11 protein-coding genes are annotated in these 18,919 nt (G+C 59.1%); 3 read left to right on the forward strand and 8 right to left on the reverse strand.

Annotated features, from left to right (window positions below):
- Nucleotides 1-108: 108 nt before the first annotated feature.
- The gene (gene msbA, locus KO536_RS14005; RefSeq protein ID WP_133076675.1) at nucleotides 109-1,917 is read right to left on the reverse strand and encodes a lipid A export permease/ATP-binding protein MsbA; all 1,809 of its coding nucleotides are present in this window, start codon (nucleotides 1,915-1,917) and stop codon (nucleotides 109-111) included.
- A 157-nt stretch (nucleotides 1,918-2,074) separates the two neighbouring features.
- Here msbA and KO536_RS14010 point away from each other — a divergent pair, with 157 nt between their 5' ends.
- Entirely contained in the window at nucleotides 2,075-3,943 is a 1,869-nt protein-coding gene (locus tag KO536_RS14010; protein WP_219262148.1) for a bifunctional O-antigen ligase/aminoglycoside phosphotransferase family protein, read from the forward strand.
- A gap of 68 nt (nucleotides 3,944-4,011) precedes the next feature.
- Here the strand turns inward: KO536_RS14010 and KO536_RS14015 are convergent, their stop codons facing one another.
- The 7 genes from KO536_RS14015 to KO536_RS14045 form a co-directional block, all read right to left on the reverse strand.
- Entirely contained in the window at nucleotides 4,012-4,632 is a 621-nt protein-coding gene (locus KO536_RS14015; RefSeq protein ID WP_219262149.1) for a CatB-related O-acetyltransferase, read from the reverse strand.
- A 15-nt stretch (nucleotides 4,633-4,647) separates the two neighbouring features.
- Nucleotides 4,648-5,532 carry a glycosyltransferase gene (locus KO536_RS14020; protein ID WP_219262150.1) on the reverse strand — a complete coding sequence of 295 codons (885 nt, stop codon included), beginning with the start codon at nucleotides 5,530-5,532 and terminating at the stop codon, nucleotides 4,648-4,650.
- Complete coding sequence (locus KO536_RS14025; protein WP_219262151.1) at nucleotides 5,529-6,680, reverse strand: glycosyltransferase; 1,152 nt, start codon at nucleotides 6,678-6,680, stop codon at nucleotides 5,529-5,531. The genes KO536_RS14020 and KO536_RS14025 overlap by 4 nt, the downstream gene beginning before the upstream one ends.
- Complete coding sequence (locus KO536_RS14030) at nucleotides 6,677-8,119, reverse strand: PIG-L deacetylase family protein (RefSeq protein WP_133076680.1); 1,443 nt, start codon at nucleotides 8,117-8,119, stop codon at nucleotides 6,677-6,679. The genes KO536_RS14025 and KO536_RS14030 overlap by 4 nt, the downstream gene beginning before the upstream one ends.
- 142 nt (nucleotides 8,120-8,261) lie before the next feature.
- Nucleotides 8,262-9,158 carry an antimicrobial resistance protein Mig-14 gene (locus tag KO536_RS14035; RefSeq protein WP_133076681.1) on the reverse strand — a complete coding sequence of 299 codons (897 nt, stop codon included), beginning with the start codon at nucleotides 9,156-9,158 and terminating at the stop codon, nucleotides 8,262-8,264.
- Complete coding sequence (locus tag KO536_RS14040) at nucleotides 9,158-10,288, reverse strand: glycosyltransferase (protein WP_219262152.1); 1,131 nt, start codon at nucleotides 10,286-10,288, stop codon at nucleotides 9,158-9,160. The genes KO536_RS14035 and KO536_RS14040 overlap by 1 nt, the downstream gene beginning before the upstream one ends.
- Nucleotides 10,272-12,029, reverse strand: a complete 1,758-nt coding sequence (locus KO536_RS14045) for a carbamoyltransferase (RefSeq protein ID WP_133076683.1) — start codon at nucleotides 12,027-12,029, stop codon at nucleotides 10,272-10,274. The genes KO536_RS14040 and KO536_RS14045 overlap by 17 nt, the downstream gene beginning before the upstream one ends.
- A 270-nt stretch (nucleotides 12,030-12,299) precedes the next feature.
- On the opposite strand from KO536_RS14045, the gene KO536_RS14050 reads away from it, so the two are divergent.
- A complete protein-coding gene (locus KO536_RS14050) occupies nucleotides 12,300-16,589 on the forward strand; it encodes a membrane-targeted effector domain-containing toxin (protein ID WP_219262153.1) in 4,290 nt (1,429 codons plus the stop codon).
- Between the two features lie 149 nt (nucleotides 16,590-16,738).
- Nucleotides 16,739-18,817 carry a TonB-dependent receptor gene (locus KO536_RS14055; RefSeq protein ID WP_219262154.1) on the forward strand — a complete coding sequence of 693 codons (2,079 nt, stop codon included), beginning with the start codon at nucleotides 16,739-16,741 and terminating at the stop codon, nucleotides 18,815-18,817.
- Nucleotides 18,818-18,919: the final 102 nt, after the last annotated feature.

The following is an 18,919-nucleotide window of genomic DNA, read 5'->3' on the forward strand; positions in this document are numbered from 1 at the left end:
AGGGTGAACGCAGGTCCGTTCACGGTATTAATCGCAGCGAATGAGAATCAGGCATAGCGAACGCGTTGTGTCGCCGCTACCGAAGGCTCCGGCAGCGGCGACACCCTGCTAGGCGATATCGCCCGAGGTTTGAGGCGCATCAAGGCCCATCGAGTGAAGGCGCGCGTAGTAGCCGTTTTGCGCCATCAGCTCGGCATGGGTGCCGCGCTCGACAATTTGACCCTGATCCATGACCAGGATCAGATCGGCTTTCTCGATGGTCGTCAGGCGGTGAGCGATCACCAGCGTGGTACGACCTTTCATCACGTGGTCGAGTGCTGCCTGGATATGGCGCTCAGACTCGGTATCCAGCGCCGAGGTGGCTTCATCCAGAATCAACAATGGCGCATTCTTGAGCAACGCCCGGGCAATGGCCAGACGCTGGCGCTGACCGCCGGAAAGCAGCACGCCGTTCTCGCCGACCTGAGTGTCCAGGCCTTGTGGCAATTGCTCGATAAAGTCCATCGCGTAGGCATCACGCGCCGCTTTTTCGATATCGGCACGGGGTGCACCCGCCAAATCGCCATAGGCAATGTTGTTGGCCACGGTGTCGCTGAACAGGGTCACATGCTGAGTCACCTGGGCAATGTGACGGCGCAGGTTAAGCAGGCGGTAGTCCTCGATATCAACACCATCGAGCAGAATTTCGCCCGACGTGTGGTGATAGAAACGCGGAATCAGGTTCGCCAGTGTCGACTTGCCGCTACCGGAACGCCCCACAAGCGCCACCATCTGCCCTGGTTCGGCCGTGAAGGTCACGTCCTTGAGCACCTGACGATCGGTGTCCGGGTAGGTGAAGTTCAGGTTACGCACTTCAAGGCGACCGCTGACGTGGTCGCGCTCAACAGTGCCGGTGTCGACTTCAGGCTGCTCGTCCAGTTGCTCAAAGATACTTTCAGCACCGGCCACACCCTTCTGGATCGTCGAGCTGACTTCAGACAGCTGGCGAATCGGCTTGGGCAACAAACCGGCCAGGGTGATGTAGGCAATCATGTCGCCCGCCGAAGAGTCGCCGCGCAGGTAAAGCACCAGGAACATCAGGACGCCCATGGCCACGTAGATGACCAGTTGCAGCATCGGGGTGTAAATCGCCCCGGTACGGGTCATGCGCAGTTGCTTGTCAGTGTTGCTCTGACTGGCTTCCAGAAAGCGCTTCTGCTCGTAGGCTTCACCGCCAAAACTGCGTACAACGCGATAACCCTGAATAGTTTCCGAGGCGACGTGCGTCACGTCACCCATCGCTACCTGGATCTTCTTGCTTTGCTTGCGGAATTTTTTGCTGGCCGTGCTCACCATGACGGCAATCAGCGGCAGGATCGCAACCATCACCAGCGTCAGGCGCCAGTTCATCCACAGCAACGAGCCAAACAGGAACACAACGGTCATGCCTTCACGGATGACGACCTTGATCGCATCGGTGGCAGCGCCGGTGACCATGGTCACGTTGAAGGTGATACGGGAGATCAGGTGGCCCGAGTTGTGCTTGTCAAAGTAGCGATTGGGCAGTACCAGCAGGTTATTGAACAGCTGAACCCGCAAGTCATGCACCAGGCCCAGAGACACCTTGGCCAGGAAGTAGTTACCCAGGAAGGAACCCAGGCCCTGCCAGGCGGCGATCAATACGATCAGTATCGGCACGACCTGCAACAGGCGCAGATCACGCAAATAGGGAACAGTGGGGAACAGCACTGCATCCGGATTGGACAGGCCATCGACGAAATACTTGAGGATGTAACCAAGCATTGGCTGGGTCGAAGCGAAAATAAGAAACCCGAGGATACTCAGCAGGAAAAGGCCGACATAAGGCCGGACATAGCTGAGCAGGCGCAGATATATCTTCAAGCTCGATTCGCTTGTGCTGGGGCTGGATTCGGTCATATCACGCGGCGGTTAGTCAAAAAGGATGCTGACTTTATCACAGCTTCTCTGGTGTACTGACTGCCGCTTGAACCCCAGCCTCCCAGGGCAGTAAAAACGACACTTCAGGGCCAGTACGCTAGTATGGCCGTCCAAAACCTGGAATGAACCTTTCAGCATGCAATTCAGTTACTTAAATTATTCAAAGCAGCGGGTGTTTGATTTCATCTGCCTGTGGCTACTACCTGCCGGTCTTTTATTGCTTCTATCCGACCTTTATTTTCTGCCAGGACGCAGTCTTCATCACAAGTTGTATTACGGCCTGTTCAGTATTCCGACCCTTATCGCGATCATCTTGCGGCCCAAAGAGCTGAAAGAGATTCTGCGTGACCCGATAGTCCTCGGCTTCATGTTGTTTGCCGCCTGGGCGATGGCCAGCCTGATGTGGACCAACGGCGAAGAAGACTTCGTGGGTTCGCTCAAGCCGGCCTTGCACCTGCTGATGCTGTTCTGGGGCTGCGCGCTGCTGACCCGATACCGCAGTGAAAGCCTGCAACCGGTGTTCTTCGCCGCTGCTGTGATTGCCTTGGTCGCGACTGTCTATAACCTGTACATGTTCATTCCCATCAGCCTTGTCGTCCCGGAATACCGGATGATCGGTGCGGGCGCCTTCGACAACCCGCTGCTGAGCTCTCACGCGTTCGGCTTCTTTTGCATTTACTGGCTCACCCTGGGCATGACCTGCAAACGGCCGCAGATCCTGTTTATCGCGATCCCAGCCTTTACCATCATGTTCGCAGCACTGCTGGCCACCGGCTCCAGAACCCCTCTGGTGGCAGTCGTAATGGCCATGGTGTGGCTGAGCTTTATCTGCTGGAACCGTCGCTCACTGGCGCTGATGAGCATGCTGGTTGTGGGCGGTATCGTGGTGATGGCGCTGTTCTCCGAAATGATCATGAGCCGCGGCAGCTCATTCCGTTTTGAGCTGTGGCAACTGGTACTGGAGCAAATCAAGCTGATGCCATGGATCGGGCATGGCTACGAGTCGACCCTGAGCCTGGACCCGGGTGCGGGCTTCTTGCTGAGCGAACCACACAACTTCGCCCTCGGCGTGCTGTATTACACCGGTATTCTGGGCTTCACGCCCTGGCTGTTCATGCAGGTCTGGGGGCTTTACAGCAGCTGGCGCCATCGCGTGCAACCGCTGTTCATCCTGGCGTCTGCCTGGCTGGTGTACGGCATTGGTGCCGGCCTGACCGAAGGCGGCGGCATACTGCCAAGGCCGAAAGAACACTGGTACCTGCTGTGGATTCCCCTGGCCCTGATTGCTGCTCTGAGCATCAACCAGCGCCTCAAGACTTTGCGCGACCGACCTGTGCGCAACCTTTCCCAGGCGGCGTTCGACACCCTTCAGACCCATGCGCAGGTGATTGAAGAAGATGGTCTGGGCCCCAAAGTCCTGCGCCTGGAAAACGGCAACTTCCTCAAGCTGTTCCGCGGGCGTCGCTGCTATACATCCGGCAGTTTCAACCCGTACTCCGAACGTTTTGCCGTCAACAGCGAGCGCTTGCAGGGCATGGGGATTGCCGCACCGAAAATCCTGGACCTGTATCAACTGAAGGATGGCAGTACGGCTGTGCTGTATCAGCCGCTGCCGGGCCAAACCCTGCGTCAGGTCATGCAATCGATGGGGTCGCCCGCGGTTCGCCAGGCACTGGTGGAGCGATTCGGCAAGTTCCTGGCGGTACTGCACGACAAGGGCATTTACTTCCGCTCGCTACATCTGGGCAATGTGCTGCTGATGGACGATGGCGAATTCGCCCTGATCGATATCGCCGACATGCACCTCTACCCTTCAGCGCTCAGGATCGCCTTGCGCCAGCGCAACCTGCGCCACATGCAGCGTTACCCCGAAGATCGCCGCTGGTTGTTCGAAGAACAACTGCAGGCGCTACTCGACGGCTACGCCAGCCTGGCCGACCCGGTGGCCGTCAACAGCCTGAGCCAGCAAATCAAACAGCTGGGCACGGCACACGCTGCAACCTGACACATCAGCGGAGCGCCCTCGGGCGCTCCCGACCACGGCCACGATCAGCCGTTGTCTGCTGATCGTGCTCAGGCCTGACGCTGACGGGCCAAGGTCAAGAAGCCTTCAATATTGTCACTGCACAACTGGCCGACCGCTTGCTCGATATCGGCATCCGGCCATTCCCACCAGGCAGTTTGCAACAAGGCCAGGCGCTGCTCCTCAGGGAACCTCCAGCGCAGGAACTTCGCCGGGTTGCCACCCACGACTGCATACGGTTCAACATCACGCGTCACCAACGCACCGGCCGCCACAATGGCGCCGTGGCCAATGCTGACACCCGACAGCACGGTGCTGTTGGAGCACAGCCACACATCACTGCCCACCACCACATCGCCACGGGTGCCGTTGTAATCGGTAATGTGCTGCGCCGCCTTGAGCATCGCCGGAAAGGGATACGTTGTTACCCAGTCGGCGCGATGGTGCCCGCCCAAAAATATATTCACCCCTTCGGCAATCGAGCAAAAAGCCCCGATGCGCAGGGTCGCGCCTTCTTTCCAGTCATGCACCAAGGGCAGACCATAGCTGCCACGACCCATTTCGTAGTCGGGATAGCACTGTTTGAAACGGGCAACGCCCCGCTCGATTTTCGGTAATTTACGGATTGCACGCTTGGCGCGCTTCTCCCGAAAACGTTCAATCCAGCCCATGGTGCACTCCCCGTCTCAGTCTTTTTCCAGCGGTGAAAAATACAACCGCCCCAAGCCACGCCAGGTTTTACCCGTCCAGTGCCTGAACGGAATCTGTGCCAACAACTCACGGGCCAGGGCACGATTGCGGTTGGCCGTTTTCAGGAACATGGAGTTGAGAAACTTGTAACGCACCTCGTCATACAACGGATGGTCACTGAAGAGCGCATAGATGCGCAAAATACTGTCGATCATGAAGCGATGGTTCTTGTACGAGTTGGTGGCGTGCTTGCGATAGCGCGCCATCACCACGTTCAGGCCGTCGATAAAGTACCCGGCGTGGGTAATTTTCAGCTCGATGTACAGATCTTCAAGGCGAATGGCCGGATCAAAGCCCCCCACCTTGTCCAGCGCTTCGCGGCGGATCATCAGGGTTGGCGCTGGCGGATAAGGCTTGCGCTCAAGGAACATGTCATCGAAATCCAGACGCCTGAACGGCACGTCACGGCGCTGGCGCTTCTCCGGGAACAGGTTGCCGTCGGCATCGATCAACTCGATATTACCCGCGCAAATACCCACTTCGGGCTTGCCATCCATGTACGCGACCTGCACCGCAATGCGGTCCGGCATCATGATGTCATCGGAGCCGAACGGCACAATCAGGCTGCCCTTGGCACGGGCAATCGCGCCATTCAGGGTGTTGGTCAGGCCCTGATTCTGCTGTACCCGAAAGTCGAAACCATGCACCGCCTGCAAGCGCTCAATGCGCTCGACGCTGTCATCGGGCGAACCGTCATCAACCACCAGCAACTCAATATTGGGATAGGTCTGATCCAGAACACTCTGAATGCTCTGCTCGATATAAGGCCCGTGGTTATAGGAGGCGATGATCACCGTTACCAAGGGTTGCGAATCTGTCATGGGTGTTCCTTGCGTGCCTGGCTCAAGCCAGAGTCGATCAAATCCAGATACTGCTGACGGAACACTTCAATGTCGTGGTGCTCCTGCAAGTAGCGATACGCCTGTTCACCCTTGGCCTTCAGCGCCTGATCCGACAAGGCCAGGTACTCATCCAGCGCGGCGGTGAGTGTCGCCACATCACTGGGCTTCACGGCCAGGCCGCCAGCGCCTTCAATCAGCGGCAACATGGCCGGCACATTGGTTGCGATCACAGGCAAATGCCCGCTCATGCCTTCAAGCAGCGCCAACCCCAGGCCTTCTGCCAGCGAAGGCATGGTCCAGATATCGAAGGCGCGCACGTACTGCAGTGCATTCTCCTGGAAACCCAGCAGGTGCGCACGGCCAGTGAGGCCCAACTGCTCGATCTGTTCGCGCAGGCGCGACTCTTCACGCCCGGCGCCAATGATTGCCAGCTGCGCTGTCGGGTATTTGTCTTTCAACGTGGCGAAGGCTTGCAGCAAGAAACGATGGCCCTTGATCGGTACCAAACGTCCCAGAGCACCAATCATCCGTGCATCCTGATCCAGGCCGAGCTGTTCACGTGCCTGCTGGCGTGGCAGTTGCAAGGCTTCGGCTTGCTCGATGTCGATGGCATTGGTAATCGCGTAAGTATTTTGCTCGGTGAAACCGCACTTGCAGTCGAGCAGGTACTGTTTGACCGCAGGTGACACGCCTACAAAACGCCATGCCTTGTCGATCAGGCGCTTGGCCTGGCTGCGACGATAGAAGCGGTCGTATTCACCAAATCCGTGGGAAATGCCCACACACAGCGGAATTTTCAGCCAGCGGTTGAGCTGCAGCATCATGTTCACGGGCTTGAAGCGGTTGCAGATCACCACATCAAACTGTTCTTTACGGCAGAACTTGTACAACGCCCACATGGCGCGCAGGCGCATGCCCTTGAGCGACTTGTCGCTGAACTCGAAATACACCGAGTGATCCGCCTTGCTCACCGGCTCGCCCGGACCCGGACGCCCACGCAAAAAGGCCGCCGTGATTTCGTAGCGCTCTCGGGGGAGCGCGCGCACGATCTGCTCGGCGAGATCGGCAAAGTCATGGGATTTGACGTTGTAATCGGGCTGCAATTGCAAAACCTTGGAACGCTTCATAAGTCTCCCTGATGAAACCCGGTTGCATCATGTTCTTTCACTATCCAAAACAGTTCGTGACGCCGAACCGCTTTACGGAAGAATTCATTTTCGCCATAAGGCGATGGCTTTCTACCTGCCAAGAGCTGCTGTATCGACCGCCGCACCCTGCGCTTGAGCGCGGCCCGGGGTTGCAGGTCATGCATCATGCCCAGCGCCATCGCCTTGTCACGCTGCTGTTCAAGGGTCAGCGCCAGGCTGCACGGTCGCAGGCTGAGCGAGGCATCGAACACCGGCGGCAAGGCAATGCCATCACCGCTGTTGCCCATCGGCCAACGATCGTTGTCATGCAGGTGGTTGGCGTAGCCGAGCACGGTGGACGGCTGCCATTCAAGACCCTCAAGGGCTTCAATCACGGCAGCGTGGGCACAGATATGATCAGGATGAGGGTCGATTGCCGGGTGCGGCAGCACGATCACTTCAGGGCGAGCGCGAAGGATCAACGCCCGCAAGTCAGCCAGCAGGTTATGCCAGGTCGGGGCGCCGTCCAGATCACCGGGCAGCGGGAACGGGTTGAATTGGCGGAACACGCGAATGTCGCTCAAGTCAGCCTCTCGCGAAGCCACGGGTTGATCAGGGGCCGCCTGCATGGCGGGCAATTGCAGGCAAAAATACCCCAACTGCGCGCAACGGTCTTCAGGCACACCGGCCCAACGCGGCACGACCATGCTGTCCCAGGCGCGCAAGCGGCCTTTGAGTCGGGCTGCGTCGGCGCGTTCCAGCCCCATCTGCTGATAATGCCCGGCTTCGATTTCACCGGCGGTCAGGGTCACAATCCAGGCTTCCCTGGCCTGACTGTATAGCCCGAAAGCCGCAAGCTCGGCGTCATCGGCATGGGGAGCGATCACCATCACACGCTGATCGCGGTAATCGGGCTGGCGAAAAACCCACAGCTGCGGCTGACCCATGACGCGGCAAAAACGACCGCGCACATGCAGTGCGCCATCGACCAGGGCCGAGCCGCAACCGCTGATATTCAGATAGCGCAGGCCATTGACCCCACGCTCGAAAGTTTGCCTGTCCGCAGAGTCGCTGCCCGACAGTTGTACATACGGATCAAAAAACCGCCCCAGCCAGCCACTTTTGATCGTGATCGCCAGAATCAGGGTTTCATCGCCATCCAGTATCAGCGGCTGATCAACCCTCAGCTTGTCGCCCTCAAGGCGTACCGCCGGTTGCTCAGCGTCGGCAGCAAAGTTGTACCGGTAATCGTCCTGGGCCGAATAGAACAAGTGATCGGCAAACCAGGCTTCGTGGGCTACCCAGCCCAGCACCGCCAACACCGGGACCAGCCACCAGGCCAACAGCACACCGCTGGCAATCAGCACCAGCAGGCCTATCAGCAGGCTAATGCGCTTGTTGCGCCGGTGGCGCTTGAGGAGCTGTTGTTTGCGACTCATGGGCTGGCTCATGACTTGGCTCTTGTGATTGAACTCCCGCGGGAGCGAGCCTGCTCGCGATGCAGGCACTACGGCATGTCAAAAAAACGCAGTGATACCATCGCGGGCAAGCCCGCTACCACAAGGTTTGTATGCGTATGTTTCAGACCTTGAACACGGGCACCGGGTTACACCAACGCTCTTTGTACTCACGGTCAGCCCGGCCAAACGAAAAGCGCAAAGGTTTGTCGACGCTGCGGGCCTGCTCCCAGGCTGACTGGGTATTGATAAAGCTCAACACGCTGCCAGGGCTGAATTCGCGGGTCTGAGGATCGACGCCACCATTGACGTACTCCACGCTGATCCACTCCGGGGATTCGGCTCGGTACACCAGCTGAATCGCAATCGGCGCATCATTGAGGAAAATCACCGAACCGATCAACAGTTCACGCAACAGCTCGATCACTTCGGCCATGCGTTCGGCACCGGTGGCGACAAAACCCCAGCGCCGCAGGAACAAATCGCAATAGATGCTCGCCAGCTCAACGCTGGAAAACTCCGAAACCGGGCGCACAACGCCGCCGGCCTCCTCCAGCAAACGCAATTCGCGGCGCTGGTTGTAGCGAAACTTTTTCGACAATTCTTCGGGCGTGCGGGCCATCGCCAACTGCTCGGCCTGAGGCTTCAAGGTGCTGAAGCGGCCTTCATTGAGCTGTGACAAATAACGCCCACGGTGACGCAACGGCGCTTGAGCATCCGCAGCGGCGGGCAGGATCAGTTCGGCATTGCCCAGATCGAACAGGCCTTTTTTACCGTGACGCTTGAGCACATCCTTGGACAAGGCCAGGTCGCGCCCCCAGGTCGGAATCGCCGCCTGCAGTTCGCCGCCTTGCTCCCAGGCCAGATACCGCACCGGGATACCCGCCAACTGCGCCAGGCGCTCAACCACCAGCGGATGGGTCGCCACGCTGCCGCCAAAACGCTGCCAGGCACCGGCATAGGTGTCAGCATCCACAACGCTCCAGCCGCGCTCGCGCCAGCCTTGAAATCGATTGAGCATCAGGACTCCGCAGTCAGGTCGGTGACTTGCGCCAGGCGCCAGAAGGTATCGCGCACGGCTTCATCGCTGAAGCGCTCATGCAAGCGTTCCAGCATCAGCTCGGCACAGGCCAGGCGTTGCTCGTCATCGAGTCGCGCCAAGTGCTGCAGGCCCTGGGCCAGATGTTCGGCATCGCCCAGTGGAAACAGAATGCCCACACCCTCGACCACTTCTTTAGCACCGCCACACGCGGTGGCCAGCAACGGCACGCCTGCGGCCATGGCCTCAAGCAGCACCATGCCGAACGGTTCGTGATCGGAGCTCAGCGCAAACACATCAAACGCCCGGAAATAGCGCCGTGCATCGGGCACCTGACCCAAAAACAGCACCTGCTCGCCGACCCCGAGTTCATTGGCCAGCTCTTTGAGATCCTGCTCCAGACGGCCCTTGCCCATGATCACCAACTGACTGTCAGCAGGCAGATTGGGCAACGCCGTGGCAAAACCGCGAATCAGCGTGGCCTGGTCCTTGTCCGGATGCAGGCGACCGACGTTGCCGACAATAAAACCATCGACCGACAACCCCAGAGCTTCACGCGCCGGAGTGCCTGACAATTGATCGGCTTGAACGGTATCGATATCGATGCGGTTATAAAGCGTGTTGATTCGACCGGTCGGCCAATTGGGCAGACACTGGCGCATGTCGTCGCGCACCGCGTCCGAAACACCGAGCAGGCTAAGGCGCTTGCGAAACAGGTGGGCGAACAGTTTTCGGCTGCGCCGCTTATAGTCGCCAAAGGCATGATGCACACCGATCACCGGCAAACCGGTGGCCAACAAGGCGATGTAAATCGGCTTGAAGCGGTGGGCAATGCAAAAACTGAAAGGGCGCGAAGCTGCGATCTTGCGCAGCCTGGCGATGGCGCCCAGCTTCAGGCCACGGATGGCCCTGGAGCTGAACTCCATGAACAGCACTTCATCAGAGCCACAGCCTGCAGCCACTTCAGGGTCGGCCGCCCCGGTCAGAAAGACCGTGGTGACCTTGTACCCGGTGCCGGAAAACAGGCTGGCGTACTGGCGTGCGCAGTCCAGAAACGGCCCGTCATAGCCGTGGCAGAACTGCAGCACATGACGCTCAGTCGAGCGATTCATAAGTCTCGGCGCCGTCTTTAACTACCAAAATATCTTCCATGATCAGGTACTGCAGATCGGAACCGAAGAACATGTTCAGCGCGTCCGTCGGCGAGCAGACCATCGGCTCGCCACGACGGTTGAGCGACGTGTTCAGCGACACACCGTTACCGGTCAGCACTTCGAGCGCCTTCATCATGTCGTAGTAACGCGGGTTGTATTCGCGCTTGAGCACCTGGGCACGGGAGGTGCCATCTTCATGGACAACCTCTGGCACGCGGGTTTTCCACTCGTCCGACACTTCAAAGGTGAAGGTCATGAACGGTGCCGGATGATCGACCTTGATCATCTGCGGACCAACGGTGTCGAGCATCGACGGGCAGAAAGGCCTCCAGCGCTCGCGGAACTTGATCTGTTCGTTGATACGGTCAGCCACGCCTTCGCTGCTCGGGCAACCGATGATCGAACGGCCGCCCAATGCACGCGGACCGAACTCCATGCGGCCCTGGAACCAGGCCACCGGGTTGCCGTCGACCATGATCTTGGCGATCTTCTCCGGGGTGCCTTCGATCTTGCGATACGCAGGCTTGCCAGGGTGACGGGCACAGGCCGCGATCACATCTTCGTTGCTGTACGCAGGGCCGAGGTAGACGTGTTCCATCTTCTCGACCGGCACGCCGCGAGCATGGGACACGTAGGCTGCCGCACCCACCGCCGTACCGGCATCGCCGGACGCAGGCTGCACGAACAGCTCCTTGACTTCAGGACGGGCAATGATCTTCTGGTTCAGCTTCACGTTCAACGCGCAGCCGCCCGCAAAGGCCATCTTGCCGGTCTCCTTGAGGATGTCACCCAGGTAGTGGTCGATCATTTGCAGCGACAGTTTTTCAAACAGCGCCTGCATGCTGGCCGCGTAGTGGATGTACGGCTCGTCGGCGATATCGCCTTCGCGCTTTGGCCCCAGCCACTCGATCAGTTTTGGCGAGAAGTAGAACCCCTTGCCTTTTTCTTTGTAGCGACGCAGGCCGATCACGTTGGCGTATTCGGTGTTGATCACCAGCTCGCCGTTTTCAAACGAGGCCAGACGCGAGAAATCGTATTTGCTGGCGTCGCCGTACGGCGCCATGCCCATGACCTTGAATTCACCGTCCAGCATCTCGAAACCGAGGAACTCGGTGATCGCGCCGTACAGGCCGCCCAGGGAGTCAGGATCGAAGAATTCCTTGATCTTGGTGATCTTGCCGTTTTCGCCGTAGCCGAAGAACGTCGTGGCGTACTCACCCTTACCGTCGATACCCAGGATCGCGGTTTTTTCTTTGAAACCCGAGCAGTGGTAAGCGCTGGAAGCGTGGGCCAGGTGATGCTCAACCGGTTCAATCTTGATTTTCTTCGGGTCAAAACCCAGTTGCTCAAGGCAGAACACGATCTTGTTGCGATAGCGCTTGTAGCGACGGTTGCCCATCAGGATCGCGTCAAGGGCGCGGTCCGGGGCGTACCAATAGCGCTTGGCGTAGTGCCAGCGCGCCTTGCCGAACAAGCTGATCGGGGCGAACGGGATCGCTACCACATCAACGTCGGAAGGTTTGATACCCGCCTGCTCAAGGCAAAATTTTGCGGATTCGTAGGGCATGCGGTTCTTTGCATGCTTATCACGCACGAAGCGTTCTTCTTCAGCCGCCGCTACCAGCTTGCCGTCGATATAGAGGGCTGCGGAGGGATCATGGCTGAGGGCGCCGGACAGGCCAAGAATCGTCAATGCCACTGGATTAGCCTCTTTGGAATGCAGGCAGGCGGCGGGCGCCTGAACAAATAATGTGCCCCTCGCCAGGCGAGAAACAGCTAAAGAGCGGGATTATAGCGTAAAGACACCGCAAATGACCCAGCGCGATTTGCCACGCCCAGCCGCGCCAGGTCTGCTCGTAAAAGACACGGCACTCCAGACATATGTAAGCCCACCCCCACCCGCCGTTGGGATTTCCTGTGATCACACCGTCGCGTGCGACCCGCACGCTTCACTCAACAGGAAATCAGCATGCCCACCCATCTGGAACACTTCAAAGGCTGCGAAGCCGAATGGACAAAATTTTCTGACACTTTCCCGGATCTCGCTCTGTCGCTGGACCACCGACTACGGGTGTTTTTCCCACAACTGCCCGTAGAGGCCTGCACCGACTACCTCTACCTCAATTACGAGCGGGCAGCCGAGCCGTGCCAGTCACCCGTTATCGACAGCCAAACCCTGAGCATGCTGATCGAGCAGTGCCACCTCACCGGGCAGGTGCCGACCTTTGTGCAAAATACAGCCCGTGTTTACAACCATGCCTACACCCTGGCCGAGCAAGATCTGGTCGCAGAGATTACCGTGCCACAACTCGAAAAATACCTCGACTTCACCACCCACAGCCTTGAGCTGTGTGTGAGGGATGCTCACCGTGACTACTGGCAAACACCCCATGAGGACCTCGACTCCCTCACCCCGAAAAGCTGGCTGTCACGCTTTACCCAGAACCTGATCCTGTCTGAAGCAACCCTGCGCCATGGGGACAGAACCCTCAGCCCGCAAGCCATGAACGCTATCGATCAGGTGTTCCCCCTGTCTGCACAGCCATCAACGCCAAGCGCCTACGGGTTTTACACGCTGACCTTGCATGGCCGGCCCCCTCAGCCCGCCTCGCTGCTGCACGGCGTGTTGGTGATCACCACCAAAGATTTGCCGCGGGCTTCTGCCGACCCTCTGGACACGCGCATCGTGCAAGACCAAACCCCGCGCACAGTGGTGCTCTACACCCCCAACACCGGGCTCGAAGCCTTCACCTCACTGGCAGCGCTGACCCAAGAGTTGAGCGCGCGACTCAAGGACCGGCGCCAGCGGGAGGCGTTACTCGATTGCGTGCTGGCAGAAGAACGTATCGGCGCACAGGCCTTTGAGCAGGTGAACTACAGCCCGGTGCCGGAGCAGCAAGTAAAGACGTTTTACAGCGAGCAACTGATCGAAAAACAGAAGCGCGACATGCGCCATGCCTGGGCATCCATGCGCACTGATCAGCCAGGCGCCACGCTTGAGCAACTGGTCGAGATGGTCGATCAGTCCCTGAATTCAAGCCTGCCCATCAAGCCCGCCAGCCTGTTGCGTGCCCGCTATACCCGGCTGCTGGAGATTCAGCTGCCCGAGTGGCTCAAAACAGCGTCCGAGGCCAACAAGACAAAATGGCGCCTGGCGGTTGAGCGCCTCAACCATGAACGCGCGGCTTCAGAGGCTCCCGACACCGAGCCCCTGGCAGAAATCGGGCAAATCAACACCCTGCTTGGTTACGCCAGAGCCCGGCTCAAGCAACAGATCAAAGCCGATCACGGCATTGATATAGACCCCGACACCGTCTTCATCTCGACTACCGAAGCGCTGCAAACCGGCGCGGTGATTAACCCGATCACCGGCTCCGGATTTGCCGCTGGCGCCAGCGTGGACCGAACCGGACCTACGATCACCTATAAGACCACCCGACGCAGCCTGAGTGAGTTGGCGCTGTCCAATGTGGGCATATGGGATGTGACATTTGCCCTGACGGCTCAGGTCAAGGATGCCCACGGCACCCCCCACCCCATTCTCACCAGCAGCTACCTCAAGACCCTGGTACGCCAGCTCGATATTGGCCAGAGCTACAAAGCCAGACTCAACCATCTGCTGGTCAACTCCGCCCAGGCACGCTGGCGCAAGGAACATTACGTTGCCCTGCGCGCCGCACAGCTGAACCTGGACCTGTTGGAAGCCAGCATGGCGGGCACCCTGGGTGCCGAGCAGGCGGCATGGGTTCAGGTGGCACTGGATTACCCCGTTGAAAGCAGCCGCCCGCTGGTCAACGGCGCGCAGATCAAAGCCCACCTGTTGATGCTGCGCTACAAGCCACTGCCGGGCGCGCTGGTGTTCACCTCCACCGGTTCGACCAACCTCGTGTGCTACTTGCCAGACGCCCCTGACCAGCGCTGGTTTGCCACTGTGCCTTCGCGCAATGAGCTGGGTCGAGTCCTGTCCCGTGCACATTTACGCACCTACGTCATGCGCCGCGTGACCACCGCGCAAAAACCGTACATCAAGCCACTGATCGAAGCGGGACTCAGCCAGAGCAACGTTCAACTGCAACCGATCAGCCATCACCTGCTGGAGGCGTCCTACGACACCGAAGCCTTGCATGCCATTCACGAGGCCGACGATCAATCGACTTCCACTTGGGAAAGCAACCTCAATACCGCCAGGGAAACGGCCTTGACCGTGATTGATGTGGTGTCCTTCGTGCTGCCGACCAAGGTGCTGCTGCCCATTGCATTGGCACGGTTCATCTACCAGATTTATCAGGGCGTCGATGCCTTGCAACGCGATGAAGGGCACGAAGCCCTGTTGCACTTCATGGAGTCCATCACCCACCTGACTGACGGCGCCTCGGACTTTGCCGGCTCTGCGGTGTTTGGCAGATCCATCCGCCAACGTGCCAGACAGCCCGCACCAACGCTGAGTCCCGGCGCGGCGAGCCGTCACGCAGCAGCGGGGCTCACGCTGCGCAGAGGTGACGAATACGGTTCTGGAATCTATGAGTTCAGCACAACGGGCGCAGGCTCAACTCACCATTACCTCAAAGACCGGCAGGGCAGACTTTACCCCTGCCGGTACGACACCCTGGATGAGCGCTGGCGCGTAATGGATGAGCGCAAACCGGATGCGCGCAGCCGCCTCCCGGTTCGCGAGGTATCGGCTGGCATATGGGATGTGGACCCGACCACGCCGTTGCTCAAAACCGGGATTGAGCGCGTCATCGAAAGCGCCCGTATCAGCAGCGTCAATCTCGACAGCCTCACCCCTGACGCCCAGGGCGTCTACCGCGTCAGCCACAACCGGTATATCCAGCAAGACGGCGTGGTGTTTGAGGTGTACAGCGGCTGGCTCGGCCGTCACTGGTATTTGCAACTGCCCGCAGGCTCAAGCAGTGGCGTCAGCGGCAGTTACAAGCTGCGCCGTACGGCCGGTTATTGGGAAATCAAACACCGCCTGGCCGACAACACCAAACGCTGGAGTCCCTTGCTGGGTGATGGCGCCCGTCTACCTGAAGCCGTGCCTGACGTTATCCACAGCCCCTATGATTTGCCATCGGAGTACAAAGGCAGGGTTCAGGATCTGGTCAGGAACCACAAAGGTTTACTGGATGCCAACTGGATTTCACCCAATGCAGAGATCACCCGCACCAGCCAGTTTTTTTCGAATTTCAGGCTGCGATTACTGGCTGACGCACGGGCTTTCCTGGCCACAAAGCCCGCAAAACCCCGCGTCACTCGCCCCATCGTTCCAGCGGCCACAAGCCCGCAGGACTTGTTCAAACACCTTTATGAATACACCGACGGCGTCGTAATCGGCGAAGTCCATTCCAATCAGTCAGGCAAAAAACTGCTCACCACCCAAATGAGCAAGCTCGCTGAGCTTGATGTGAAAGTGCTTTACCTGGAACACCTGCAAACTGATTTTCATCAGACCTTTCTCGACGATTTCTTTAAAACCGGAAAAATGCCGATTGTCCTGGATGAGTTCCTCAAAGCCCAGGACGCGGGTCACGGGATCAATCCCGCAAGCCCCCACACGTACAGCAAGCTGGTGCGCGAGGCCAGGCGACATGGCATCGAAGTCATCGCCACTGATTGCGCGGCCAGTTACAACCACAGGGGCCTGCACCCTGAAGCCAGTGGCATGGCCGGCAGTCCTGCCGAGCTTATTCGCTATGAAATGTTCAGCTACTTTGCGTCACAGGTAATCCGCGCACATCAGGTCAAAACCGGTACCAGAAAATGGATTGCCCTCACCGGCAATACCCACGCCAACACCTATCAGGGTGTGCCCGGCCTGGCGGAGCTTGAGGGCGCGATTGGCGTACGGATTTCAGACACGTTCCCCGGCTCCAGCCGTGGGGTTCGCCTGAACATAGGCGAAGTCGTGCCTACAGATCACACACACCGCGACTTCACCTTCTTGAAGAACGATTACTGGCTGCAAATGGATATTGCCGGCACCAAACCGCAAATACCCGCGCTGTCCCCGGCCCAGAACAATGAACGGCTCATCGCACCCGGCATGTTCAGGTTTGAAAGCGCCACGCCGGACGGCGCACACCTGATCCATCGAGCGAGCAACCACGAAATGGTGCACACCCCGGTGCAGACAGATCCTGGCGGCCAGTTTTATATCGAGCGGCCCAACTGGATACCCGTCCACCAGAAACGCTACGACCGCCTGCAAGATCTGATACATGACTTGCAGGACATGAACATGACGCAGATGCAGTAACCCGTCACCTGCGCACGAGGGCGCCCTATATCGCCCTCGTTGCCCGGTTTTACTGGATATCCCGCCCTCAGCCGCTAAACTGCGCGCCCTCTGCTAGCATCATCCCGTTGCCCTGGACGGGTCGCGTCACACGGAACCCCGATTTGCCCATGAAATATTTCGTACCTGCTCACGTTGCCCTGTTACTGCCTGGCCTCTGCCTGACACCCATCCTCAGCGCAGCTCCCCTTGAACTGGACCCCAGCGTCATCACCGGCTCGCGCAGCACCAGCCCGAGTTTCGACCTGCCGTACTCGGTCGACAGCATTAACCAGGAGCAAATCAAGGATGGCCAGCTAGGCATCAATGCCTCCGAGGTGCTGTCCCGCGTGCCAGGGCTGGTGGTGCAAAACCGTCAGAACTACGCCCAGGATCTGCAGATCTCGTCCCGTGGCTTTGGCGCCCGCTCGGCGTTTGGTGTACGTGGCATCAAGTTGATTGCCGATGGCATTCCAGCCAGCACCCCGGACGGCCAGGGGCAGGCGGCGACCTTCAACCTCGACACCGCCGAGCGCATTGAAGTACTGCGCGGCCCGGCAGCCACCCTGTACGGCAGCAACGCCGGTGGCGTGATCCAGATGTTCTCCCGCGACGGCGAAGGTCCGCCGCGCATTGGCGCTGAAACCCTGATCGGCAGCGACGGCATGAACAAGAACCACCTCACCGCCGAGGGCGCCACGGATGACGTGGGCTTTGTGCTTGACGCCTCGCGCATGGACACCGACGGCTACCGCGACCACAGTGCCGCTCGCCGCGACCAGACGTTTGCCAAGCTCAACCTCAAGCCCGATGAAGACAGCAAGCTGGCGCTGATCTACAGCAGCCTTGAGCAGAACGGCACGCAAGACCCGCTGGGCCAAAGCTGGGCCGCCTACAAGGCCGACCCGCGCTCGGTAACGCCAAACGCCCTGACCTACAACACCCGTAAAAGCATCGACCATCAACAATTGGGGATGAACTACGAGCGCTATATCGGCGACGCGACCCTGCAGGTCAATGCCTATACCGGCACCCGGAGTGTGATTCAGTATCTGGCGATTCCCAAAGGAACGCCGGGTAACGAACAGGGCGGCGGCGTCGTTCAATTCGATCGCAAGTTCTACGGCGGCAGCCTGCGCTGGTTGCAACCGGTGTATGGCGTGCCTGGGGACCTGACCCTGATCGGCGGCCTGGATTTCGACCAGAGCCAGGACAGCCGTCACGGCTATAACAATTATCTGGGCAACCAATTGGGGGTCAAAGGCGCACTGGTGCGCGATGAAGTGGACACCGCCCGCAGCCTCGACCCGTATGTGCAGGCCAACTGGGCGCTGGACAACTGGACCGTGCAGGCCGGCTTGCGCTACAGCACCATGGAAATGGACGTCGATGATCAATTTTTGAGCAACGGCGACGACAGCGGCACCAAACGCTATGAAAAAGCCACGCCGTCGATGAGCGTGATGTACGCCTTCACTCCTGAGCTGCATGGCTATGTCAGCGCGGGCAAGGGCTTTGAAACGCCGACACAGGCCGAATTGGCGTACTCGCCCAGTGGTCGAGGCTTTAACTTCGGCCTCAAGCCCTCCGAAAGCACTCAATACGAGATGGGCCTGAAAGCCCAGCTAAACAACACGCGGATCAACGCGGCGGTGTTCCAGATCACCACCGAAGATGAACTGGTGGTTGCAAGCAATACTGGCGGACGGACCACCTACCAAAACGCCGGCCGTACCTTGCGCCGAGGCTTTGAACTGGGCATAGAAAGCCAGCTGGCCGAGCATTGGACCTCAACCCTGGCCTATACCCGTCTGCAAGCGACCTACGACAGTGACTTTGCCAGCACCAAAGGCACGGTCGACAAAGGCAACTACTTGCCCGGTGTTCCACAGACCACGCTGTTTGCCGAAGTGAACTGGAAACCGGTGGATTGGCTCAGCACCGCCGTTGAAGGCATGTACCGCAGCAAGGTGTATGTCGAAGACACCAACACCGCCAAGGCAGCTCCGGCCTACACCGTATTCAACTGGCGGGCGAAGTTTGAGCAGAAGGTGGAGCACTGGACCTTCCACCAGACGTTGCGCCTGGACAACCTGCTGGACCGTCAGTACGTGGGTTCGGTGATCGTGGCGGACGGTAACAGCCGCTTCTACGAAGCCGCGCCGGGACGGTCGTGGTATGCCGGAGCCGGAGCCCAGTACAGCTTCTGACAGCACGGGCACGCTCCTGTGGGAGCGGGCTTGCTCGCGATGGCATCAACGCGGTCAGCCTGACAGGCCGCAGCGCTTGCATCGCGAGCAAGCCTGCTCCCA

Origin of the sequence: Pseudomonas sp. NKUCC02_KPG (genome assembly GCF_019345465.1) — a bacterium.
Lineage (GTDB): Bacteria > Pseudomonadota > Gammaproteobacteria > Pseudomonadales > Pseudomonadaceae > Aquipseudomonas.